Genomic DNA, 23,698 nt, shown 5'->3' with positions numbered 1-23,698 from the left:
TCGCAGCATCTCCGGGCCGAACGGTGCCGGTCGTGCCGCACGGCTCAGACGCCCTGCACTGTCCAGATCTGCAGCATCCGGTAGAGCATGACAGCCACCGACAGGCAGACCACCCCGAGGATCACCGTGCTCCACCGGCTGCGTTCGATGAGCGCCCACACTCCCCCAGCGATCGGCAGCAGGATGGCGCTGACCAGGTAGGTGTAGAACTCCAGCAGGCTGCCGGTGGCCTGGTTGCCGGTGAGCGGCGCAACCAGGGCCACCACGAGCTGCACGATCAGGAGCACCTCGACGAGCAGGGTCGCCCCCATGCTGACGTCGGTGGGCTTGCGGCCGGCCAGCCCCAGGCCCAGGCAGAGCAGGCCGGCAGCGGTGGCGATCGCCAGCTGCAGGTAGGTGAACCACTCGATCACGAGGCGTCCTCCGTGACGGCGGGGCTGACGGCGGGGCCGTCGGCGGGTTCGTCTGGCGGGAAATTGACGATCGACTTGGCCTGGCCGGCGCGGTACTCGACGAGGCCGATGAGGCTGCCGTTCGGGCTGATGGCGGCGATCGGTCCGGCGTCTCCGGTGCCGACGGGCGCGTCGATGCGCTTGCCGTGGCCGAGGTCGATGGCCTGCTGCTCGCTCAGATCGAGCCGGCCGAACAGCCGGCTCGCGGCATCCGCCGGGCCGATCAGGGCGCGGGCCACATCGAGCCGGTCGAGCGGGTCGGCGGCGTCGATGCCGAACGGGCCGATGCGGGTACGGCGGAGGCTGGTGAGGTGGCCGCCGACGCCGAGGCCCGCGCCGAGGTCGCGGGCCAGCGCCCGGATGTAGGTGCCTGAGGAGCACACGACGCGCACCTCGAGGTCGCGGAACCCGTCGACCGGGGTGCTGGAGAGCAGTTCGAACTCGCTCACGGTGACGGGACGGGCGGGCAGTTCGACGTCCTCGCCGGCACGCACCCTGGCGTAGGCGCGTTTGCCGTCCACCTTGATGGCGCTCACAGCGCTGGGTCGCTGACTGATGTCCCCGGTCAGGCCCTGGATGCCCGCGGCGATTGCCTCAGCGGTCACGGCGTCGACGACCTCGGCGGGCGCGCGGGTGAGCTCCTCCCCCTCGGCGTCGTCGGTGGTCGTCGCGGCGCCCAGCCGGATGGTGGCCAGGTATTCCTTATCGAGGCCGACCACGTAGGTGAGCAGCCGGGTGGAGCTGTTGATGCCGAGGATCAGCAGGCCCGTCGCCATCGGGTCCAGGGTGCCGGCGTGGCCGACCTTGCGGGTGTTCGCCAGGCGGCGGGTGCGCGCGACGGCGTCGTGGCTGGTCCAGCCCTGGGGCTTGTCGATCAGCACGAGGCCGCTGGTCGTGCTGCCGGGCTTGCGGCGTGGGGCGTTCACTGGAAATCCTTCTTAGCTGGGGTCAGGCATCTGCTGCGGCTTCGGCGGCTGTGGCGCCGAGCACCAGGTCGAGCTTGCCACGGAACGTGCACCGCATGAGTTCCTCGGCGTCGGGGTCCTCGTCGAAGATGTCGGGCAGCCGGATGGCCAGGAGCGTGTTGAACAGCATCCCGTCGGCCAGGAACCCGCGGATGGCGTCCGGCGGGAAGCCGGCCTCGTCGCGCAGCATCCGGTAGATCTCGAGGAACCCGGCCCTGGCCTTGGCGCCGACGACCGGGTTGTGCCCGCTGATGAAGGCCTGCATGAGCGAGAGCAGTATGCCGCGATCTTCAATGAGGTCCACGTAGGCGCCGCCGAGCCGTGCGGCCAGCAGCTCCATCTCGTCCTCGCCGTGCTCGCGTGGTTCGGCGATGATCTGCCTGAAGCCGGCGACCAGGCGCTCGAGCGCCCTGGCCAGCACCTCGAGGAACAGGTTCTCCTTGGTGCCGAACATGCGCACCACGTAGGGCTGGCTGATGCCGGCCACCTTGGCCACCTGGTCGGTTGTCGCACCGGAATAGCCGCGCTCACCGAAGACCACGCTGGCCGCGGCCAGGATCTGCTCGCGTCGTTCCGCGGCGGGAATGCGCTCGGTGGGCTGGGCGGCTGCGGTGCCGGATGTCTCGTTCACACTTGACAGGTTATCAGTCGATTACTAGTCTCCTGTTTTGTAATCATTCAATTACAACATTCGCTGGCTCCGTTCCCGAAGGGACCTCCCATGACCGCCACCCTCACCCCGCCCGGCAAGCGCCTCGGCCGGGTTCCCGTCTGGCTTGCCGTCGTCGCCGCGTCACTGCCCATGTTCATGGCCACCCTCGACAACCTCGTGGTCACCAGCGCCCTGCCGGTGATCAACACCGACCTCTCGGCGACAATCGAAGAACTCCAGTGGGTGGTGAACGCTTACTCCCTCAGCTTTGCCACGTTCATGTTGATGGCCGTTGCAATCGGCGACCGCTTCGGGCGCCGGACCGTGTTCCTGGCCGGCATCGCGGTGTTCACCGCCGCATCGGCGCTCTGTGCCATGAGCGTCGAACCGTGGATGCTGATCTCCGCCCGTGCGCTACAGGGCGTGGGCGCCGCCGCGCTCATGCCACTCTCCCTCACCCTGCTCGTCGGGTCGGTCGCCGACCGCTTCCGGCCAGCGGCCATCGGCATCTGGGGCGGCATCGCCGGCCTCGGTGTGGCCCTCGGCCCGCTCATCGGTGGCGCCGTGGTGGAAGGGTGGAACTGGGAAGCCATTTTCTGGCTGAACGTTCCGCTCGGCCTGCTGTCGGTCCCCCTGGTGCTGGTGGCGTTGCCCAATAGCTTCGGCGCCCGGCTGCGCGCCGATGTGGTGGGCCTGGTGCTGGCCGGCGGCGGGGTCTTCGGAATCGTCTACGGCATCGTGCGGGGCAACGAAGCCGGCTGGAGCAGCACCGAGGTGCTCGCGGCGCTCATCGGCGGCGGAGCGCTCCTGCTGGCCTTCGTCTGGTGGGAGGGTCGGGCATCCGCACCCCTGCTGCCGTTGCGGTTGTTTCGGGACCGCAGCTTCACGGTCGCGAACCTGGTCGGGATCACCTTCAGCTTCGGCATCTTCGGGTCGATCTTCATCCTCATCCAGTTCCTGCAGATCGTGCAGGGCCACAGTCCGCTCGAAGCCGGTGTGATGACGATGCCGTGGACGCTGGCTCCCATGATCGTGGCCCCGTTGACCGGGATGCTCAGCCCGAGAACCGGAACGCGGCTGCCGATCGTGCTGGGGCTGGCCCTGCTCGCGATCGCGATGGTCTGGCTCGCCCTCCAGATGTCGGCCGACGTCGAATACGGCGAGCTGGTCGGCGCGTTCATCCTGGCCGGGCTCGGAATGGGACTGGTCTTCGCGCCGAGCTCCACCGCCGTGCTGGCCAATATGGTGCCCGACGACCATGCCAAGGCGTCCGGCACCAACTCCACCTTCCGCGAGATCGGTGTGGCGCTGGGCGTCGCGGTGCTCACCGCCGTGTTCACCGGCAACGGCGGCACGCTGACCCCCACCGGGTACGTGGATGCCGCGGTGCCCGCCGTGTTGGTCGGCGCCGGGGTGCTCGCCGTCGCGGCGGTGATCGCGCTGGCGCTACCGTCAGGTCGTCGGGTCGATCAGGCACCGCAGCCCGCACCGGTTCGCTCGGACGCCCTCCTCGTTCGCGGGTAGTCAAGGTGGCCCGGCCGGGGCTTCTAGGCTGAGGTCATGCGAATTGCTGTGATCGGCGCTGGCGCCCTGGGCGGAACCTTCGCCATTCTGCTCAGCGCGGCCGGCCACGAGGTGACCGTCACCGCGCGCGGCGCCGGGCTGGCCGTGATCCGCGAGCGCGGCATCCGGCTCGTGGGCGGGTTCGGCCCGGCAACGGCGCATCCCGCCGCCCTCGAACGGCTGGTCGAGACGCCCGATCTCGCCCTGGTCTGCACCAAGGCGCAGGATGCCGAGGCCGCGATCGCCGACAACGCCGCCGTGCTCGACGGCGCCGCGGTGATCGTGGTGCAGAACGGCCTCGACGGGGTCGAGACCGCCCGGCGGCTGCTCCCCCGCTCTGACTGCTTCGGCGCCCTCTCGATCATCGCGGCCAACTACACCGAACCCGGCCTGGTCACGGTCACCACCGTCGCGCCCACCTATCTCGGCCGGGGCACGGGGCCGGCCGACGCGGCCACCCGGCGCTGGCAGGCCGTGCTCGCCGAGGCGGTGCCCTGCCAGGCCATCGACAATTTCGTCGGCGCCCAGTGGACCAAACTTGTCGTGAACATGCTCAACGCGCTGCCCGCGATCACCGGGCTGAGCGTGCAGGCCGTCGTCGCCCACCGGGGCCTGCGCCGGGTGCTGACGCTGAGCATGCGCGAGGCCGTGCGGGTGGGCAAACGCCGCGGCATCCGGTTCGGTGCCATGCAGGCGCTCGGCGACCGCCGGTTGCGGATCTTCTCGCTGCTGCCGGCGTGGGCGGGCCAGGTGGTGCCGCTGCGGATGCGTGCCCGCATGGGTAGGGTGCCCAATCTGGGCTCCACCCTGCAAAGCATCACCCGCGGCCAACGCACCGAGGTGGACCACCTCAACGGCGTAGTGGTGCGTGAGGCCGCTGCCGCCGGCGTTCCGGCCCCGGTGAACGGCCGGCTGACCGCCCTGGTGCACGAGGTGGAGGAACGCGGGACGTTCCTCAGCCCCGCCGACGTGCTGGCACGGTTCAGCAGGAGTCGCTGAACACCCGCTGGGGGCGGTGCCGTTCGCTGAGGTCGATCACGGCCGACGCCACCTGCCGGGGGCGTTCCTCCTTCTGGTAGAGGTAGTCCGCCTCCGAGGTCGCCTCGCTCTCCAGCAGGATGCGGTAGTTCCAGGCGTCCCTCAGCTCACTGCGGTTGATGAACTCGCCGTCGATGACCAGGAACGCGTCCGCCGGAGCCGTGGTCCAGGTCGGTTCGATCCAGCTGTCGCGGTCGGGGTCGAAGACCTGGGTGACGAAGCCGGTGCTGCCGCCGAGCCGGAACGGTTCGAGCAAGACCCGGCGCAGCGCGGAATAGTCGAAACCGTGCCGGAAGAAGCGCTCCGGGGAGTCGGCGCCGAACCGGCCGACGTCTTCCCTGGATCGCTGGAAATAGCGCAGCGACGCCCGGTAGGTGGGCTTGTCGGCTTCGTCGAGCACCGCGGCCAGATCGTCGGCGAACGCCGTGCGGGCGGCCGCGTCGGCGCCGTCCACCGCCACGATCACCCGGCCCCGGCCGTTCAGATTGAGGATCTCGGACGAGAGGGTACGCAGGTACTCGACGCGGGGAGTGGAAACGAGCTTCATGAATCGAGCCTAGGTTAGAACCGATGAACGTCACAGTCCACAGCGCTGCCCCCGTCGACGGTGCCATTGTCGGCGCAGCGCCCGCCGGCCCCGCCCTCAGCCACAGCATCAGTGCCTGGTTCAACGACAACGCCCGCGACCTGCCCTGGCGGCGCGACGGTTTCAGCGCCTGGGGCACCCTGGTGAGCGAGTTCATGCTGCAACAGACCCCGGTGAGCCGGGTCATCCCGCGTCTTGAGGAATGGCTCGAACGCTGGCCGACACCCGCCGACCTGGCCTCCGTACCGCCCGGCGAGGCCGTTCGGGCCTGGGCGAGCCTGGGCTACCCGCGCCGAGCACTGTGGCTGCACGCCGCTGCCGTGCAGATCGTGGAACGGCACGGCGGCATCGTGCCGGAGGACGTGGACGACCTGCTGGCCCTCACCGGAATCGGTGATTACACGGCCAGGGCGGTGGCGGTCTTCGCCTATGGCCACCGGCATCCGGTGGTCGACACCAATACCCGCCGGGTGATCGCCAGGGCTGTGGCCGGGCAGGCCGAACCCGCACCGCCCAGCCGCAGCAGGGACCTCGAGTCGATGTCGGCGTTGTTGCCCGCCGAGCCCGTCGCGGCGGCGGTCTTCAACGCGGCCATCATGGAGCTGGGCGCCATCGTGTGCACCAGCCGCAGCCCGCGGTGCGAGAACTGCCCGATCCGGGATGCCTGCGGCTGGCGTGCGGCCGGCTACCCGGCCTACGCGGGACCGAAGAAGGCCGTGCAGAAGAAGTTCGAGGGCAGCGACCGGCAGGTGCGCGGACTGATCATGGCCGAACTGCGGGCCACGCACCATCCGGTGACCGCCACTGAGATCGACACCGTGTGGCCGGATGCCGTGCAGCGCGACAGGGCCCTGGCCGGGCTCCTCGCCGACGGTCTCGCCGTACTCGTCGAACCCGGGCGGTACGCTCTTTCGCAGGGGTGAAAACCCCCACGCTCTCTCCAACAGAAATGGTTTCAATGAAGAACTGGGCCGGCAACGTCGAGTATTCAACGGACGACATCAGGCACCCGACGACGACCGAAGAGGTCTCCCGAATCGTCGCGGCGGTCGACGCCGGGGCCGGGCAGATCAAGGCCCTGGGCTCCCGGCATTCCTTCTCCACGATCGCCGACAGCGTCGGCACCCTGATCGCCCTCGACCGGCTGGACATCGAACCGTCGCTCCAGTTCGGTGACGACGGCGCAGCGGTGAGCGTGCGGGTGGGCGCGGGAAGCACTTACGCCCAGGTGGGCGCATACCTCGCCGAACACGACCTGGCCCTGCCGAACCTCGCGTCCCTGCCGCACATCTCGGTCGCCGGCGCCATCCAGACCGGTACCCACGGCTCCGGCGTGCGCAACGGGTCGTTGGCGTCCTCGGTCGTGGCGCTGGAGATCGTGCGCGCCTCGGGGCAGGTCGAAATCGTGCGGGAACACGACCAGGACTTCGCCGCCTCCGTGGTGGGCCTGGGTGCCGTCGGCATCGTCACCGCGGTGACCCTGAGGGTGCAGCCGCACTTCCAGATCTCCCAGTACGTACACGAGCGACTGTCCTGGACCGCGGCCCTGGCGAACTGGGCCGCCATCATGGCCAGCGGCTACAGCGTCAGCGTGTTCACCACCTTCCGGGGTGAGAACACACACCAGGTCTGGTCCAAGCGCCGGCTGGATGTGGACGGCCCCGAGCTGGACCTCGCCGCTCTCGGCGCCACCGAGGCCATGGTGGCGTTGCACCCGCTGCCCGGCGTCACCGCCGAGAGCGTGACGGGGCAGTTGCGCGAGCCCGGACCGTGGAACGAGCGCCTCGCGCACTTCCGGAGCGAGTTCCAGCCCAGCCACGGTGAAGAGATCCAGTCCGAATACCTCATTCCGGCCGAGCACGCCGTTGCCGCGATCACCGCCCTGCGCGCGATCGGTGACCGGATCGCACCGCTGCTGCACATCTCCGAGCTGCGCAGTGTGGCCGCAGACACCGCCTGGCTCAGCCCGAGCTACGCCCGCGACTCGCTCGCCATCCACTTCACCTGGAAACCGCTCCCGGCCGAGATCCGCACGGTGCTGCCCCTCATCGAGCACACCCTGGAACCATTCGCGCCGCGCCCGCACTGGGGCAAGGTCGCCACGATGTCCCCGGCGGGTCTCCGCCGCGCCTATCCGCGCCTCGATGATTTCGCGGCGCACGTGCACAGGGTCGATCCCGACGGACGCTTCGAGAACGCCTACCTGAAACGAGTTCTGTCCCATGACTGACGCCGTCACCACCACCACCACTCCCACGGATGCGTCCGTGCCGCCGCTCTCCGGGCTGCAGTACACGATCAACCACGACGGCTACTCGGCCACCATCGCCAGCGTCGGTGCGAGCCTGCGCCTGCTCACCTGGCACGGTCGTCACCTCGTCGTTCCGTTCGACGCCGACGAGGTGCGTCCGGGCTACCGGGGCGCCGTGCTCGCGCCATGGCCCAACCGCGTGGTCGACGGCAGTTATACCTTCGACGGCCTCGACTACCAGCTTCCGCTCACCGAACCCAGCCGCTCGCACGCCCTGCACGGCCTGGTCTGCTGGGCCGACTGGAGCCTGCAGGCCCGCTCCGCCGACTCCGTGACCCTCGGCACCACCATCGTGCCGAGCGACGGGTACCCGCACCGCATCGCCCTCCTGGCCACGTACAGCCTGGCCGACGACGGCCTCACCACCACGGTGACCGCCGAGAACCGCGGCACCGCCACCGCACCGTACGGCACCGGGCCGCACCCCTACCTCGTGGCCGGGCCGGGCACCGTCGATGACTGGACCCTCGAGTTTCCGGCGGCCAGCTACCTCACGGTGACCCCAGACCGGCTCAGCCCCGTGGCCACCGTCCCGGTCGAGACCACCCCGGAGTTCGACTTCCGCACTCCCCGGGCCATCGGTGACACCTTCATCGACCACGCCTTCACCGCGATCGCGCGCGGTGCGGAAGCATCCGCGAGCGTCACCGTGACCAGCCCGGCCGGCACCGGCGTGCGCATGAGCTTCGGCGCCGAGCTGCCCTGGCTGCAGGTGCACACCGCTGACCGCCCGGCACCGGAGCGCAGCCGGATCGGCCTGGCCGTCGAGCCGATGACCTGCCCGCCGAATGCCTTCTCCACCGGCGAAGACCTGGTGCTGCTGGCCCCCGGCACCTCCCACTCCGCCAGCTGGACCGTCGCAGCCACCGAGGCCTGACCCCGGCCGGCCGATCCACCAAGAAGACCCCGTGGCACCGGCCACGGGGTCTTCATATTGTGCTGGGGTTCGTGTGCTCAGCTGTACTGAGGCGAACCCTGGTCGAACCGTGCGCCTTCCGGCTTCGACGGCAGCAGGGTGAGGATGAAGAGGATCAGTCCGCCGATGCCGGGAATCAGGGCGATGAGGATGAACCACGCCGAGAAGTTGCCGTCGTGCAGCCGCCGGGCCGTGAGCGCCAGCCCCGGAATGATCGTGGCCAGCGAATACGCGGTGATGATGAGCACCACCACGATTGCTCCCCCGGCGGGCGGAGCCACCGTGCCGTCCACGGACACCTGCGGGGTGCCGCCGGCCACGAGCGCAAGGATACCGAGCACAAAGAGCACGGCGTAGTTCACCAGCGCCCACCACCAGTACTCGCTGAGGCTGGCCCGGCCCGAGAAGGTGGCGTACTTGCTGAAGAAGCGCCTCACCGCTACCGCGATCGGGGCGCCGTAATACGGCTGGGACAGGGGAACGCCCGCGACACGTGCGGCGGTTTGCTGGGATGCGACCATGACAACTCCTTCTGGATGGGACGAATGCGTCGAGCCTAGAAGTAAATGGGCGCGGTCACCGGGGATTTCTCAAAAAGAGGCCGGGTGTTCCGTTATATGTCACACGCACGCAACCTCCGGCGCCCGTGGGGCGGCCGGAGGCTTCGAGGGATGGTGCGCAGCAGGTTACAGAGCGTCGGGCTCCGTGGGTGCGGCGTGACGGCCGCTGTGTGCCGGAGGCGTCTCCGCCTCGTCCTCGTCGGAGTCGTCGTCATCCTCGTCGTCTTCGACGTATTCGCGCGGCTTGACGTAGGGGTCTTCGTCGCCGGCGTACACGGCCGAGCGGGCCATCTCGCCCACCTGGGTGTCGCGTTCGCGGGCCTCACGGAGGAGGTCGTCGATGAGGGCGGCGTTCTCCGGGATGGCGTCGGCGATGAACTCGATCGACGGCGTCAAGCGGGCGGTGATGTTCTTGCCCACTTCGCTGCGGAACATGCCGGTGGCAGCCTTGAGGGCCGCGGCGCTGTCCCTGCGCTCGTCTTCGGAGCCGTAGACGGTATAGAACACCGAGGCGTGCTGAAGGTCGCCGGTGACCTTGACGTCGGTGATGGTCACAAAGCCGAGCCTCGGGTCGCGGATGCCGCGTTCGAGCCGCTTGGCCACGATGACCTTGATGCGGTCCGCCATCTTCCTAGCGCGTGCCGGATCTACCATGTCGAACTCCTATAAACCTAAAAATTTCGGGGTACTACTTAACGCTCTTAAGCCCTCTCCCCGCCATCGTATTGACGGATGGCTTTTCGGGGACCGGGGCGGAGCTCGATCCCCCCTAAAAAGGGAATCGGGGTAGGGGTCCCCGCTCTTCCCTTTTTAGGGGGGATCGAGCGGAGACCCCTTGCCACCTAGCTTTTAGCTACGCGGCTTTTCCTTCAATTCGATCGTCTCGATCTCATCGCCGATCTGGATGTCGTTGAACTTACCAAGACCGATACCGGCCTCGAAGTCCGTACGAACCTCGGTGACGTCATCCTTGAAGCGACGCAGCGACTCGATGGCCAGGTTGTCGCCCACCACGATGCCGTCGCGGATGACCCGCGCCTTGGCGTTTCGTGTGATCGTTCCCGAGCGCACGATGACACCGGCGACGTTTCCGAACTTGGACGAGCTGAAGACCTCGCGGATCTCGGCGATACCACTCTGCACTTCTTCGAACTCGGGCTTGAGCATTCCGGTGAGGGAAGACTCGATGTCCTCGAGTGCGTTGTAGATGACGGAGTAAAAGCGCACGTCCACGCCTTCACGAGCCGCACGTTCGCGCGCCTTCGTGTCGGGGCGAACGTTGAAGCCGATGATGATGGCGTTGTCGACGGTGGCGAGGTTGACGTCGCTCTCCGTGACCGCACCGACACCACGGTGGATGATGCGCAGCTGAACGGAGTCGTCGACCTCGATCTTGAGCAGCGACTCTTCCAGGGCCTCAACGGCACCGGAAACGTCACCCTTGATGATGAGGTTGAGCGATTCCACCTTGCCCTCTTCGAGTGCACGGGTGAAGTCCTCCAGGCTGATGCGCTTGCGGGCCTTGGCCAGCAGGGCGTTGCGCTCGGCGGCTTCGCGCTTCTCGGCGATCTGACGCGCGGTGCGGTCTTCCTCGATAACAAGGAAGGTGTCACCGGCGCGGGGAACGCTCGAGAGGCCCTGCACCTGAACGGCACGGGACGGCGTGGCGGCGAGAACGGCGTTGCCGTTTTCGTCGGCCATCGCACGAACGCGGCCGTAAGCGGTACCGGCAACGATCGAGTCGCCGACGTGCAGCGTTCCGGACTGGATGAGCACCGTGGCGACTGCACCGCGGCCCTTGTCGAGCTTGGCCTCAATGGCCACACCGCGGGCATCCTTGTTCGGGTTGGCGCGCATGTCGAGTCCGGCGTCTGCGGTGAGCAGGACGGCGTCGAGGATTTCCTGGATGCCGACCTTGTTCCTAGCTGACACGTCGACGAACATGACGTCTCCGCCGTACTCTTCGGCGACGAGACCGAATTCGGTGAGCTGCTGGCGCACCTTCTGCGGGTTCGCACCGGCCTTGTCGATCTTGTTCACCGCGACCACGATCGGCACGTTGGCGGCCTGTGCGTGGTTGAGTGCCTCAATCGTCTGCGGCATGATGCCGTCATCGGCGGCGACCACGAGGATCGCGATGTCGGTGACCTGCGCACCACGAGCACGCATGGCGGTGAACGCCTCGTGACCGGGGGTGTCAATGAAGGTGATGGCGCGTTCTTTGCCCTCGTGCTCGGTGACGACCTGGTAGGCACCGATGTGCTGGGTGATGCCACCGGCTTCACCGGCAGCGACCTTGGCGTTACGGATGGCGTCAAGCAGCGCGGTCTTACCGTGGTCGACGTGACCCATGACGGTGACGACGGGAGGACGAACTTCGAGCTCTTCGTCGGTCTCGTCGGCCAGCTCCTGGTCGATGTCGATGTCGAAGGCGAGCAGCAGCTCGCGGTCCTCGTCGTCGGGCGAGACCATCTGGATCTTGTAACCCAGCTCGCTGCCCAGAACGTCGAATGTGGCCTCGTCGAGCGACTCCGTTGCCGTTGCCATCTCACCGAGGTGGAACAGCACGGTGACCAGGTTGCCCGGGCTCGCGTCGATCTTGTCGGCGAAGTCGGTGATCGAGGCACCGCGGCGCAGACGCACCACGGTTCCGCCGTCGCCACGGGGGACGCTGACGCCACCCAGCGACGGAGCCTCGCGCAGCTCGAACTCGGCCCTCTTCGTCCGCTTCGACTTGCGCGCCTTGTTCTTGCCGCCACCGCGACCGAACGCACCAGCGGTTCCACCGCCGGGACCACGGCCACGACCACCGGCGCCGCCGCCACCGGCGGGGCGGGGCGGGCCGAAGCCGGGGGCACCGGCAGGTGCGCCGGGGCGGGTGAAGCCGGGGCGTGCGCCACCGGCGCCGCCCGGAGCGCCACCGGGACGCTGGAAGCCACCCGGACGCTGGCCGAAGCCGGTCGGGCGGGGTGCCTGGCCGGGTCCGCCCGGACGCGGGGCGCCGGGACGGGGTGCGGCGGGGCGGGGGATGTTGCTGGGCGAGGACGTGGACGGCGGACGCTGTCCCATGCCCTGCGCGCTCGCGAACGGGTTGTTGCCCGGACGCGGGGTGGGAGTCTTGCCCATGCCCTGGTTGCTGGCGAACGGGTTGTTGCCCGGACGGGCTCCCGGACGCGGGACGCTGCCGCCGGGCTTGGCGGTCGGAGCCGCGTCGCCGTCAGCCTTGGCGGCCGGTGTGGCTGCCTCGGTGGTCGTCTTCTCGGTCGCGGCGGTGCCGGACTCGGCGGCGGCCTTCTCGGTCGCTGCAGCCTTTTCGGCAGCGGCGGCCTTCTCGGTCGCTGCGGCCTGACGCTCCGCTACGGTGAGCGGCGCGGCGGGCATCGGCGGTGCATCCACTGCAGGAGCCTCGACGACGGGTGCGGGCACCGGTGCGGCGGGACGTGCCGGGGACGGACGTGCGCCACCGGGCTTGGCCGTGGTGGTCGACGCGGGCTTCGCGGCGGCGGCAGGGGCCGCCGGGGTGGCAGCGGCGCCGCCGGTGGCGACTCCGTCGGCCTCGAGTGCTGCACGCAGACGGCGGGCAACGGGGGGTTCAACGCTGGAAGACGGTCCCTTGACGAACTCGCCCATCTCTTTCAATTTCGCAAGGGCTACCTTGCTGTCGACACCGAGTTCAGTTGCGATCTCGTGTACGCGTGGTTTCGCAGCCACAATTCTCCTGTTCCGGGCCTGCACCCGGAAAGGGGCAGACCGTTAGTAACGGACGGTTCTCATTTCGAGCCGCTCATTAGTTATCCATTAGCCAAGTCAGCCTGTTCTCTAGTTGTTTTGCGTCCAGGGGGCTGGTCACTCGAAGAGCACGCCCGAAAGCGCGCCGCCTCACGGCCTCCTGGAAGCACGCGATGGTGGGATGAATCCACGCGCCTCGCCCAGGGAGGGTGGCGGTTTCATCAACCACCAGGTCCGAATTCTGGGCGACGATCCTCAGAAGTGAGGAGCGTGAGGCGCGGGAACGGCATCCAATGCACGTTCTAACGGGATCCATCGTACCCCCTATTCGTCGTCCTCCAGAATGCTGTCCGGCTGGATGTCGATTTTTGCGCCGGTCAGTTTGGCGGCGAGGCGGGCGTTCTGACCCTCCTTGCCGATCGCGAGCGACAGCTGGTAGTCGGGCACGAGGGCCCGAACTGCTTTGATCGACTCGTCGATGACGTAAGCGCTGGTGACCTTGGCGGGCGACAGCGCGCTGGCCACGAAGGTGGCCAGGTCCGGCGAGTAGTCGACGATGTCGATCTTCTCGTTGTTGAGCTCCGACGTCACCGCGCGCACGCGCTGGCCGAGCTCGCCGATGCAGGCACCCTTGGCGTTGACACCGGGCTCGGTGGCGCGCACGGCGATCTTGGTACGGTGGCCGGCTTCGCGGGCCAGCGACACGATCTCCACGACACCGCTGGCGATCTCGGGGACCTCCAGCGCGAACAGCCGACGCACGAGCGACGGGTGGGTGCGCGAGACGGTGATTTGCGGGCCCTTCATGCCGCGGCCGACGGCCGTGACATACACCCGGATGCGCGAACCGTGCACGTAGCTTTCGCCGGGCACCTGCTCCTCGGGGGGAAGGATCGCCTCGATGGTGCCGAGGTCGACGTGGATCATGCGGGGGTTGGGGCCCTGCTGGATCACGCCGGCGACGATCTCGCCTTCGCGGCCCTTGAATTCGCCGAGCACCGCGTCATCCGCGATGTCGCGCAGACGCTGATTGATGACCTGCTTGGCCGCGAATGCGGCAATGCGACCGAAGTCGTCGGGGTTGTCAACGGCCTCGCCGATGATGTTGCCCTCTTCGTCGTGCTCAGGAATGTAAATGTCGACGTGACCGGACTTGCGGTCGAGTACGACGCGAGCTCCGGGTTCTTCTTCCGCAGCCTGCTTCAGCGGCTCACCCTGGTGGGTGTGCTTGAGGTAGGCCGTCAGAATTGCTTGCTCGATGATCTGCACGAGTTCCTCGAAGGGAATCTCTTTCTCGCGCTCCATCAGCCGCAACACGCTGAGGTCGATGTCCATGGCCGGCCTCCTCTATTCAGATCTTGCCGCCGCGAAACCGCGCAGCGGGCTTCTCCCTACGGTACCGGAATCCCAGCGCGCCCGTCACCCGCCCGGGTGGTACCCGCAAGGACTCACCGAGGCGCTCTGGTGCGCGCAGCAGCCTGCGCGGTTACGCTATCCCGATGATTACTCGATCCAATGCAGAGTCCGCCGCCAATTCGGCCGGTCATGCCGCGCAGAGCGCCGGTAACAACCCGCACCTGAAGACCCTGGCCAAGGCCGGCTATGCGGTCAACGGCCTGCTGCATGGCCTGATCGGCGCCATCGCGATCGGGCTGGCTGTCGGTGCCGGCGGTGAGAGCGCCGATCAGTCCGGCGCCCTGGGCCAGCTCGCCCAGTCCCCCGGCGGTGTCTTCGTCATCTGGATCATCGTCGTCGGCCTGACGGCGCTGGGCCTCTGGCAGGTTCTGCAGGCTTTCCTGGTGCCGGGCACCGATCCGAAGAAGGTCTGGGCGCACCGGCTCAAGGAGATCGGCAAGGGTGTGGCGTACCTGTTCGTGGCCGGCACGGCCCTGACCGTGGCACTGACGGGGTCGGCGGACTCATCGGGGAGCACGGCGTCGGCCAGCGCATCCGTGCTCGCCCTGCCCGGCGGGCCGGTGCTGCTCATGATCGCCGGGCTCGCGATTCTGGTGATCGGCGGATACTTCGTCTACAAGGGTGTTGCGAAGAAGTTCACCGAGGACCTCGCCGTGCCCGCCGGCACCCTGGGCACTGTGACGGTGGGCCTCGGCGTGGCCGGGTACATCGCCAAGGGCATCGCCGTGGGTGTTGTGGGCATCCTGGTGATCGTGGCAGGCTTCACAGTCGACCCGAGCCAGTCGACCGGCCTGGACGGGGCGCTGCGCTCGCTCGCCGCCCTGCCGTTCGGGGTGGCCATCCTGGTGCTGGTCGGCCTGGGCCTGATCGCATACGGCATCTACTGCTTCTTCAGGGCCCGCTTCGCCCGACTCTAACCACACCGGCGCGCGAAAGCGGTCATCCGGTTGCTTCAGCGTCGCTGAGGCAACCGGATGACCGCTTTCGCGATTGCGGGTTAGGCGAAGTGGGCGGCCAGCTCCGTGACGGCCACCTGGGTGCGCTCGCCCGAGCGGCGGTCCCACAGCTCCACGATGCCGTCGGCCGCGCCGCGGCCCACGATCACGATGGTGGGGATGCCGATCAGCTCGGCATCGCCGAACTTGACCCCGGGCGACACCTTGCGGCGGTCGTCGTAGAGCACGTCGCGACCGGATGCTTCGACCATGGCGGTCACGGCTTCGCTGGTCTCGAAGACGATCTCGTCGCGGCCGGTGGCGATCACGTGCACGTCGAACGGTGCCACCGCCTCGGGCCAGATCAGGCCCTTCGCGTCGTTGTTGAGTTCGGCGATCACGGCGAGGGCGCGGGTGACGCCGATGCCGTATGAACCCATCGTGACGGTGACGAGCTTGCCGTTCTCGTCGAGCACCTTGAGCCCCAGCGACTCGGCGTACTTGCGGCCGAGCTGGAACACGTGGCCGATCTCCATGCCGCGGGCCAACTCCACCGGGCCGGAGCCGTCGGGGGCCGGGTCGCCGGCGCGCACGTCCGCGGCCTCGACGGTGCCGTCCGCGATGAAGTCACGGCCGGCGACGAGGCCGAATACGTGGCGGCCGGCCTCGTTGGCGCCGGTGATCCACTCGGTGCCGTCGACGATGCGCGGGTCGACGAGGTAGCGGATGCCGGTGGCCGATTCAGCGCCCAGCATCGCGCCGGCGGCAGTCCACGGGCCGATGTAGCCCTTGACCAGGCCGGGGCGGCCGGGGATCTTGTCGAGCTTGGCGAAGTCGCCGTCGTTGGCGGCCTCGACCTCGGCGGGGGCGAAGGCCACCTCCACGCGCTTGAGGTCGACCTCACGGTCGCCGGGCAGGCCGATGACCACGATCTCGCGGCTGCCATCGGGCTGCACGAGGGCGAGCACAACGTTCTTGAGGGTGTCCGCGGCGGTCCAGTCGCGGCCATCCGGGCGCGGCTGGTTGGCGTTGGCCGAATCGACGAGGGTCTGGATGGTGGGGGTGTCCGGGGTGTCGTGCACCTGCGCGGCGGGGAAGCCGGCGAAGTCGATCGGCTCGGGTGCCAGGGTGCGGAACGCCTCGACGTTGGCCGCGTAACCGCCGACCGAGCGCACGAAGGTGTCTTCACCCACCGGGGTGGGGTGCAGGAACTCTTCGCTCTTGGAACCGCCCATCGCGCCGGCATCTGCCTGCACCACGACGTATTCGAGGCCGAGGCGGGTGAAGATGCGCTCGTAGGCGTCGCGCTGAGCCTGGTAGCTGGTCTCGAGGCCGGCGTCGGTGTGGTCGAAGGAGTAGGCGTCCTTCATGGTGAACTCGCGGCCGCGCAGCAGGCCACCGCGGGAGCGGGCCTCATCGCGGTACTTGTCCTGGATCTGGAAGATCGACAGGGGCAGGTCCTTGTAGCTGTTGTAGAGGTCCTTCACCATCAGGGTGAAGACCTCTTCGTGGGTGGGGGCCAGCAGCAGGTCGCTGCCCTTGCGGTCCTGCAGGCGGAACAGGCCGTCGCCGTACTCGTCCCAGCGGCCGGTGATCTCGTAGGGTTCGCGCGGCAACAGGGCCGGGAAGTGCACCTCGAAGGCCCCGGCGGCGGCCATCTCCTCGCGGATGATGGTCTCGATCTTCGCCTTGACCTTCAGGCCCAGCGGCAGCCAGGCGAAAATGCCCGGCGCCTGACGACGGATGTAGCCGGCCCGCACAAGCAGGCGGTGGCTGGTGACCTCGGCATCAGAGGGGTCTTCGCGAAGGGTTCGGAGGAAGTAGTTCGACATACGAATAGGCACGCACCTACTTTACGGCGCGAGCAGGCCACCCGTCGGCGCGGGCCGGCCTCGAAAACGGGCAACTGTTGCCCGAGCGGACAACTGCACCCGGTACGCCGGACGCAATTGTCCGCTTCGGCAACAGTTGCGGCGCGCGCGGTGGGGTCGGGTGCGGCTAGCGGGAGCCGACGGTCACCACGGGGGCGCCGAGGGAGTCTTCGCTGGGCGGCATCTCGGCGGCCATCCGGTTGGCCTCCTCGATCAGGGTCTGCACGATCTCGGACTCCGGCACGGTCTTGATGACCTCGCCGCGCACGAAGATCTGGCCCTTGCCGTTTCCGGATGCCACGCCGAGGTCGGCGTCGCGCGCCTCACCGGGGCCGTTCACGACGCAGCCCATCACGGCCACACGCAGCGGCACCGTCATACCCTCGAGGCCGTCGGTGACGTCGTTGGCGAGCTTGTAGACATCCACCTGAGCCCGACCACAGCTGGGGCAGGAGACGATCTCGAGCTTGCGTTCGCGCAGGTTCAGCGACTGCAGGATCTGCAGGCCCACCTTGATCTCCTCGGCCGGCGGGGCGCTGAGGGACACCCGGATGGTGTCGCCGATGCCCTCGCCGAGCAGGATGCCGAATGCCGTGGCGCTCTTGATGGTGCCCTGGAAGGACGGGCCGGCCTCGGTGACGCCGAGGTGCAGCGGCCAGTCGCCGCGCTCGGCGAGCAGGCGGTAGGCCTTGACCATGACCACAGGGTCGTTGTGCTTGACCGAGATCTTGAAGTCGTGGAAGTCGTGCTCCTCGAACAGGCTGGCCTCCCACACGGCGCTCTCCACGAGAGCCTCCGCGGTGGCCTTGCCGTACTTCTGCAGGATGCTGGGCTCGAGCGAGCCGGCGTTGACGCCGATGCGGATGGAGACGTCCGCGGCCTTGGCGGCGGCGGCGATCTTGGCGACCTGGTCGTCGAACTTGCGGATGTTGCCGGGGTTCACCCGCACGGCCGCGCAGCCTGCGTCGATGGCCGCGTACACGTAGCTCGGCTGGAAGTGAATGTCGGCGATCACCGGGATCTGGCTCTTCTTGGCGATGATCGGCAGCGCCTCGGCGTCGTCGCGGCTCGGCACGGCGACGCGAACGATGTCACAGCCGGAGGCGGTGAGCTCGGCGATCTGTTGCAGGGTCGCGTTGATGTTCGTCGTCGGAGTCGTGGTCATCGACTGCACGCTGACTTGCGCGTCGCCGCCGACGAGGACCTTGCCGACCTTGATCTGGCGGGACTTACGTCGGGGAGCGAGAGTTACGGGGACTTTGGGCGTACCCAGGTTTATAGCGGCCACGAATGTAGCTTACGCGTGCGCGATCCCGTGAAGCTGAACCCTTCCCGAACGCCCCGATGGTGTGGCGTGGGCTCAGCCGAACAGGTTGATCGGCTTGACGATGTCGGCGTAGATGAGCAGCAGGCTCATGCCGCCGAGCACGACCACGACGGCGAAGGTCAGCGGCATCAGCTTGGCCGTGTCGACGGGGCCCGGGTCGCGGCGTTTGAACAGCTTGGCGAACCACCGGCGGATGCCTTCCCACAGGGCTCCGGCGACGTGGCCGCCGTCCAGCGGCATCAGTGGAACCAGGTTGAAGACGAACAGGGCGATGTTGAGCGAGGCGAGCAGGCCGATCAGGCTCGCGGCCTTGCTGTTGAACGGGATGGTGTCAATGCTGGCGATCTCGCCGGCGACCCGGCCGACGCCCACCACGCTGATCGGGCCGTTCGGGTCCCGCTCCCCCGGCCCGAACGCGGCGTTGGCCACGTCGATCAGACGCTGGGGCAGGTTCAGGATCATGTGGAACACACCGGAGATGTTCTCGCCGACCGCGGGCAGCACCGCCGTGATGGGCTGCTGCACGAGTTCACCGGCCGGGCCGATGCCGACGAAGCCGACATCAATGGTCTGCGGGTCGCCGTTGGCGTCGGTGACGATCTGATTGGCGTCATCCGTCACGTAGCGTTCGGTGAGTTTCGGGGTGATGACCAGGGTCTGCTCGGCACCGTCGCGGTCGACGATCACCTGCAGGGGCGTGCCCGATGACGCGCGGATGATCTCGGTGGACTGGTCCCAGCTGGTGATCGCGGTGCCGTCGATGCTCACCAGGCGGTCGCCGGGCTTGAGGCCGGCGGCGGCGCCGGGTGCGACCTCGTCGCCCTCCGCGCAGGTCTGCCGGTCGCTGGTGGCGGGCAGCACGCACGCGCTGACACTGCCGACGGTGGTGCTGGACTGGGTGGTGCCGAAGCCCATGAGCAGCACGGCGAAGAGCACCACCGCGATGAGCAGGTTCATGGTGGGCCCGCCGAGCATGATGATGATGCGCTTGAAAACCGGCAGTTTGTAGAACGCGCGGTGGTCTTCGCCCTCACCGATGGTCTCCGCGCTGGCCTGACGGGCGTCGTCGACCATGGTGCTCAAGGCGCCGGGCTTCTTGGCGGGTTCACCCTCCTGCACCAGCTGGTTGAAGAAACCGGTGCTGTTGGGTCGGGCGGCACCGTCCTTCGAGGGCGGGAACATGCCGATCATCGAGATATAACCGCCGAGGGGAAGCGCCTTGACGCCGTACTCGGTCTCGCCCTTACGCTTGGACCACAGAGTGGGCCCGAAGCCGATCATGTACTGGGTGACCTTGACCCCGAACAGCTTGGCCGGCACCAGGTGGCCGATCTCGTGCAGGCCGATGGACAGCGCAAGGCCCACGACGACCACGGCTACGCCCAAGATATATAACAGCACGGTTTCCACATCGGTAGATTAGCCTTCTCTTGCTGCAAGTCGGCTGGCCGTTGACCGGCAGCAGGCTATCCGCAAGATTTGCCACCCACCCGCCAGCATCCCGATTCACCGCCCCGGAGGCTCCCCCTGTCTGCACCGACCGAACCGCTTCGTGATCCGTCGCGGTCAGACAGCCTGATCGGGCTGGTCCTCGCCGACAGGTTTCGTCTGGTCAGGCTGATCGGCACCGGCGGCATGGCCACCGTTTACGAAGCCGCCGACCTGGCGCTGGGGCGCACTGTCGCGCTCAAGCTGTTCAGGATGGACACCGCCGACGATTCGGGCCCGCAGCGGCAGAGCGGCGAGGTCATGGTGCTCGCCAGCCTCAACCACTTCGCACTGGTGACCCTGTTCGATGCCGGCACCGAACACGTCGACGGCGTGACCCGGTCGTTCATCGTGATGGAATACGTCGATGGTTCCGACCTGCGCAGCCGCATCAACCAGGGCGCTGTGGCCCCCGCCGAGGTGGCCCGGATGGGCGCCGACCTGGCCGAGGCGCTGCACTACGTGCACGCGAAGGGCATCATCCACCGCGACATCAAGCCCGCCAACGTGCTGCTGGCCCCGTCGGATTTTCCCGGCCGAGTTTCGCACGCCAAGCTGGCCGACTTCGGCATCGCCCGGCTTTTCGACGCCACTCACCTCACCCGAACCGGCTCGGTGCTCGGCACCGCCGGCTACCTCAGTCCGGAGCAGGCGCTGGGCCAGCCGATCGGGCCGCCCAGCGACGTGTACTCGCTCGGCCTGGTTCTGCTCGAAAGCCTCACCGCCACCCGCAGCTACCCGGGCACAGCGATCGAATCGGCCATGGCCAGGCTGCAGCGCCAGCCGGAGCTCCCCGCGGAGCTCGGCGCCGAGTGGTGCGCCGTGCTCGCCGGCATGACCGCCCGCGAGCCGGCCGACCGTCTCACCTCGGCGGATGCCGCGGTGCGCCTGCGCGAACTCGTTCCGGCCGGGTCGACTGAGTCCTCCCTCGCGGCAATCCCGGCATCGGCAGACGACTCAACCGAGCTGATGGCGGCCGGCGCTGCACCCATGAATGCGGCGCCCCTGCAGACCGCACCGCTGACCGCCACCGAGAGGCTGCCCGCGGCCACCGGCGACGAACCCACCCGGGTGCTCCCCTCCGCAGGCATGGCGGAGCACACCGCGAAGACCGAGCGTTTGAACGAGGCCGCACCGCTGGACCGCACGGCGGTGTTCCAACCGGCCGGGGCCAGCGTGCCGGCCGCCGGCCAACGGCCGACCCGTCGTCAGCCCAAGGTCGGCCGGCGACCGTTGATCATCGGGGTGCTCGTCGCGCTGGCCGCGGTGATCGCGCTGGTGTTCCTGGTGCAACCGGGCGATCCGGCACCGGAGGCACCCACGTATCCCGCGGTCGACGGCGACCTCGGCACCCACCTCCAGCAGCTGCAAGAGAGCGTGAACCCATGATCGCCACCCGGACCATCCGCACCCGGCTCGTTCTGACCGTCGCCGGCCTGGGCCTCGCCGGCAGCCTGCTCACCGGCTGCGCAGGCACCACCGCCGCGCTGGATCCCGCCGCGGCGGCCGACCTGCAGGACGGAGTCCTCAAGGTGACCTCGGCCGCTGCCGCCGGAGACTTCCTCACTGCGCAGACCGAGCTCGGCACCGTGCAGACCGCCCTGACCGCCGCGTCGGCCGAAGATGCCGTCACCGCGGCCCGGGCCGCCGAGATCCAGACTGCCATCGACCTCGTCGGGGCCGACCTTGCGGCCTCGATCGCTGCGAGCACCCCAGTGGAGGTGCCGGTGGAGACGCCGACGCCAGAGCCTGTCAGCACGCCTGACGAGGGCAACGACGACGACAAGAAGGACAGAGACAAGGACAAAAAGAACGACGAGGAGGACAGCGACGACAGCGAGGACATCGACACGCCCACGCCTTCTGTAACGCCGGCTCCGGCCACACCCGAACAGCCCGGCACCGACAAAACCGGAACCGGAGCCTGCGAGAAGAAGGACGACTGCGAGTAGGGGCTGGACGGCCTTGACTGTCGGCGGGCATTGACAAAGAATTGCTGCCAACAGACATCAGGAGGCCCGCCTGACTACTTCAACCGAGCCGATTCGCGAACCGACGCGAACCGATACTGTGCTCGGACTCACGCTCGCGAATCGATACCGCCTCGACACATTGATCGGGTCGGGTGGGATGGCCGTGGTCTACCAGGCCTCTGATCTGGCCCTGGGCCGCTCCGTCGCCGTGAAGCTGATGCGATTCGATGCCGCTGGCGTTGCCGGATCCGCGCGGCACCGCGACGAGGTGGCGGTGCTGGCCCACCTCAATCATTTCGCCCTCGTCACGCTGTATGACGCTGGAGTCGAAGTGATCGACGGCGCCCCGCGGTCGTTCATCGTGACCGAATTCGTCGACGGCACGGATTTGCGTAGTCACCTGCTGGCGGGCCCGATGGATCCCGGCGAGGTGGCGAGGCTGGGTGCCGACCTCTGTGAGGCCCTGCACTGCATGGGCGCACTGGGCATCACCCACCGTGACATCAAGCCCGCGAACGTGCTGCTGGCACCGTCGGATTTTCCGGGCAGGGTCGTTCGCGCCAAGCTCGCCGACTTCGGAATCGCCCGGCTGTTCGACGCCGCCCACCGCACCGAGACGGGCGCTGTGGTGGGCACGGCCGGCTACCTCAGCCCGGAACAGGCCGGCGGCCTGCCGGTCGGCCCGGCCGCCGACGTCTACTCGTTGGGGTTGGTGCTGCTCGAGTGCCTCACCGGAAATCACAGCTACCCGGGCACCGCTGTCGAGTCGGCCATGGCCCGGCTGCAACGGCAACCGGAGATTCCCGACTGGGTCGACGCAGAGTGGCGAGCGGTGCTCACCGGGATGACGGCGCGTGAGGCCGAGGATCGGCTGCGACCCGCCGAGGCAGCCGGCCTGCTGCGCGTCCTGGTTCCCTCGGTCGACGCTCCTTCGGTCGAGGTTTCCTCGGTCAGCCCCGAGCCGGCAGCTGTGGGGGTCCGAGAAGAGGACAGCGCCACCCGACCGCTCGACCTGCCAACGACGCTGCAGCGTGAAGTGGCACCTTTCGTTCCGACCTCGACGCTTCATCCGCGAGCGGCGCCGGCCACGGCCCCCTCGCGTCGGCCACGCCGGTCGCGCACGTCCCGCCGGTGGTCGCTCGTCATCAGCGGAGTGCTGGTGGCGGTGCTCACCGCGGGGGCCGTGTTGTTCGTCGTTCCCGGCGCGGACCCGCCCCCGGAGCCGCCGGCGTATCCGGCGGTCGACGGTCAGCTCGGGGACCACCTCGAGCAACTGCAAGAGAGCGTCGACCCGTGACCCACCGCCGAAGCACGCTGGGCAGCCGCATCCGCGCCGGTATGGCGGCCGGTCTCGTGGTCGCGGGCACCCTGGTGGGGTGCACGAGCAGCACGCCCGGTGTGCCGGCCGACACGACAGCGCAGCTACAGGCCGCCGTGCTCTCGGTGACGGCAGCCGCCGCGACCGGCGACTATGCGGGCGCGCAGTCCGCCGTGGCCGGGCTGAAGGCCGCGCTGGCCGCTGCAGTCGAAGACGGCAGGCTCACCGAGGCTCAGGCCGCGAGGATCAACGCCGCCATCGCCCTCGTCGACGCTGACCTGATCGCGGCGCTGACGGCCGCGACCCCCGCGACACCGACCGTTCCCAGCACCCCGGCTCCTGCCACCAAAACGCCGGAGCCCAGCACCGAGCCGGAGGTCCCGGCCACCCAGCCGCCCGTGCCGACCCCGGAGCCAACGGGCAGTCCCAGCCCGGCGCCGACAGAACCCGTGCCGACGGCCGAGCCGACACCGCCACCGGAAACGCCCGACCCGGAGCCGACCCCCGAACCAGAGCCCACAACCGAGCCCGTTGTGCCCGACAACTCCGGTGGGACACCGGGCGAGCCCGGCACGGGCGATCAGGGCGCCGGCTGAGG

22 protein-coding genes are annotated in these 23,698 nt (G+C 68.6%); 10 read left to right on the top strand and 12 right to left on the bottom strand.

Going from position 1 to position 23,698, the window contains the following annotated elements; translation table 11 throughout:
- Positions 1–44 precede the first annotated feature (44 nt).
- From E3T22_RS15905 to E3T22_RS15895, 3 genes are read right to left on the bottom strand one after another with little or no spacing between them, the layout of a single operon-like run.
- Positions 45–413 (bottom strand): hypothetical protein, encoded by a 369-nt coding sequence (locus tag E3T22_RS15905; RefSeq protein WP_088455513.1) that lies wholly within the window; start codon positions 411–413, stop codon positions 45–47.
- On the bottom strand, positions 410–1,378 hold the full coding sequence (gene truB, locus E3T22_RS15900) for a tRNA pseudouridine(55) synthase TruB (protein ID WP_134479967.1): 969 nt from the start codon (positions 1,376–1,378) through the stop codon (positions 410–412). The genes E3T22_RS15905 and truB overlap by 4 nt, the downstream gene beginning before the upstream one ends.
- Positions 1,379–1,400: 22 nt before the next feature.
- A complete protein-coding gene (locus tag E3T22_RS15895; RefSeq protein WP_088455511.1) occupies positions 1,401–2,048 on the bottom strand; it encodes a TetR/AcrR family transcriptional regulator in 648 nt (215 codons plus the stop codon).
- Between the two features lie 90 nt (positions 2,049–2,138).
- On the opposite strand from E3T22_RS15895, the gene E3T22_RS15890 reads away from it, so the two are divergent.
- Complete coding sequence (locus E3T22_RS15890; RefSeq protein ID WP_103478500.1) at positions 2,139–3,593, top strand: MFS transporter; 1,455 nt, start codon at positions 2,139–2,141, stop codon at positions 3,591–3,593.
- Between the two features lie 36 nt (positions 3,594–3,629).
- Positions 3,630–4,631: a ketopantoate reductase family protein gene (locus E3T22_RS15885; protein ID WP_134479969.1), complete on the top strand. Its 1,002-nt coding sequence runs from the start codon at positions 3,630–3,632 to the stop codon at positions 4,629–4,631.
- Here E3T22_RS15885 and E3T22_RS15880 read toward each other — a convergent pair.
- Complete coding sequence (locus tag E3T22_RS15880) at positions 4,615–5,217, bottom strand: hypothetical protein (protein WP_088455508.1); 603 nt, start codon at positions 5,215–5,217, stop codon at positions 4,615–4,617. The two genes, E3T22_RS15885 and E3T22_RS15880, sit on opposite strands and share 17 nt — an antisense overlap.
- 23 nt (positions 5,218–5,240) lie before the next feature.
- Between E3T22_RS15880 and E3T22_RS15875 the strand changes: the two genes are divergently transcribed.
- From E3T22_RS15875 to E3T22_RS15865, 3 genes are read left to right on the top strand one after another with little or no spacing between them, the layout of a single operon-like run.
- Complete coding sequence (locus tag E3T22_RS15875) at positions 5,241–6,179, top strand: A/G-specific adenine glycosylase (protein ID WP_134479971.1); 939 nt, start codon at positions 5,241–5,243, stop codon at positions 6,177–6,179.
- Between the two features lie 35 nt (positions 6,180–6,214).
- Positions 6,215–7,486, top strand: coding sequence for a D-arabinono-1,4-lactone oxidase (locus tag E3T22_RS15870; protein WP_134409472.1), 1,272 nt, complete (start codon positions 6,215–6,217; stop codon positions 7,484–7,486).
- Positions 7,479–8,444 carry an aldose 1-epimerase family protein gene (locus tag E3T22_RS15865; RefSeq protein ID WP_103478505.1) on the top strand — a complete coding sequence of 322 codons (966 nt, stop codon included), beginning with the start codon at positions 7,479–7,481 and terminating at the stop codon, positions 8,442–8,444. Before E3T22_RS15870 ends, E3T22_RS15865 begins: the two co-directional genes overlap by 8 nt.
- A 77-nt stretch (positions 8,445–8,521) precedes the next feature.
- Here E3T22_RS15865 and E3T22_RS15860 read toward each other — a convergent pair whose 3' ends face one another.
- From E3T22_RS15860 to nusA, 5 genes are all read right to left on the bottom strand, one after another.
- A complete protein-coding gene (locus E3T22_RS15860; protein WP_088455504.1) occupies positions 8,522–9,004 on the bottom strand; it encodes a DUF805 domain-containing protein in 483 nt (160 codons plus the stop codon).
- Between the two features lie 165 nt (positions 9,005–9,169).
- On the bottom strand, positions 9,170–9,697 hold the full coding sequence (gene rbfA / locus E3T22_RS15855) for a 30S ribosome-binding factor RbfA (RefSeq protein WP_088455503.1): 528 nt from the start codon (positions 9,695–9,697) through the stop codon (positions 9,170–9,172).
- A 195-nt stretch (positions 9,698–9,892) separates the two neighbouring features.
- The gene (gene infB, locus E3T22_RS15850) at positions 9,893–12,754 is read right to left on the bottom strand and encodes a translation initiation factor IF-2 (protein ID WP_088455502.1); all 2,862 of its coding nucleotides are present in this window, start codon (positions 12,752–12,754) and stop codon (positions 9,893–9,895) included.
- A 76-nt stretch (positions 12,755–12,830) separates the two neighbouring features.
- Positions 12,831–13,088, bottom strand: coding sequence for a YlxR family protein (locus E3T22_RS15845; RefSeq protein WP_088455501.1), 258 nt, complete (start codon positions 13,086–13,088; stop codon positions 12,831–12,833).
- A gap of 8 nt (positions 13,089–13,096) precedes the next feature.
- Entirely contained in the window at positions 13,097–14,107 is a 1,011-nt protein-coding gene (gene nusA, locus E3T22_RS15840) for a transcription termination factor NusA (protein ID WP_088455500.1), read from the bottom strand.
- A 164-nt stretch (positions 14,108–14,271) separates the two neighbouring features.
- On the opposite strand from nusA, the gene E3T22_RS15835 reads away from it, so the two are divergent.
- Entirely contained in the window at positions 14,272–15,105 is an 834-nt protein-coding gene (locus E3T22_RS15835) for a DUF1206 domain-containing protein (protein WP_088455499.1), read from the top strand.
- 80 nt (positions 15,106–15,185) lie between these two features.
- Here E3T22_RS15835 and E3T22_RS15830 read toward each other — a convergent pair whose 3' ends face one another.
- From E3T22_RS15830 to E3T22_RS15820, 3 genes are all read right to left on the bottom strand, one after another.
- The gene (locus E3T22_RS15830) at positions 15,186–16,955 is read right to left on the bottom strand and encodes a proline--tRNA ligase (RefSeq protein ID WP_134408244.1); all 1,770 of its coding nucleotides are present in this window, start codon (positions 16,953–16,955) and stop codon (positions 15,186–15,188) included.
- A 166-nt stretch (positions 16,956–17,121) separates the two neighbouring features.
- Positions 17,122–18,282, bottom strand: coding sequence for a flavodoxin-dependent (E)-4-hydroxy-3-methylbut-2-enyl-diphosphate synthase (gene ispG / locus E3T22_RS15825; protein WP_088455497.1), 1,161 nt, complete (start codon positions 18,280–18,282; stop codon positions 17,122–17,124).
- A 72-nt stretch (positions 18,283–18,354) separates the two neighbouring features.
- The gene (locus E3T22_RS15820; protein ID WP_198414985.1) at positions 18,355–19,731 is read right to left on the bottom strand and encodes an RIP metalloprotease; all 1,377 of its coding nucleotides are present in this window, start codon (positions 19,729–19,731) and stop codon (positions 18,355–18,357) included.
- Between the two features lie 69 nt (positions 19,732–19,800).
- Between E3T22_RS15820 and E3T22_RS15815 the strand changes: the two genes are divergently transcribed.
- From E3T22_RS15815 to E3T22_RS19105, 4 genes are all read left to right on the top strand, one after another.
- Entirely contained in the window at positions 19,801–21,198 is a 1,398-nt protein-coding gene (locus E3T22_RS15815; protein ID WP_241983708.1) for a serine/threonine-protein kinase, read from the top strand.
- Positions 21,195–21,761: a hypothetical protein gene (locus tag E3T22_RS15810; RefSeq protein ID WP_134479844.1), complete on the top strand. Its 567-nt coding sequence runs from the start codon at positions 21,195–21,197 to the stop codon at positions 21,759–21,761. The genes E3T22_RS15815 and E3T22_RS15810 overlap by 4 nt, the downstream gene beginning before the upstream one ends.
- A gap of 118 nt (positions 21,762–21,879) precedes the next feature.
- On the top strand, positions 21,880–23,079 hold the full coding sequence (locus tag E3T22_RS15805) for a serine/threonine-protein kinase (RefSeq protein WP_255416775.1): 1,200 nt from the start codon (positions 21,880–21,882) through the stop codon (positions 23,077–23,079).
- The gene (locus E3T22_RS19105) at positions 23,076–23,696 is read left to right on the top strand and encodes a hypothetical protein (protein ID WP_166788795.1); all 621 of its coding nucleotides are present in this window, start codon (positions 23,076–23,078) and stop codon (positions 23,694–23,696) included. The genes E3T22_RS15805 and E3T22_RS19105 overlap by 4 nt, the downstream gene beginning before the upstream one ends.
- The last annotated feature ends 2 nt before the right edge of the window (positions 23,697–23,698 follow it).

The organism is Cryobacterium sp. TMB3-10, from assembly GCF_004402305.1.
Lineage (GTDB): Bacteria > Actinomycetota > Actinomycetes > Actinomycetales > Microbacteriaceae > Cryobacterium > Cryobacterium zongtaii.
The sequence above is the reverse complement of the archived record's forward strand: the minus strand, read 5'-3'. Positions and strand labels throughout refer to the sequence as shown.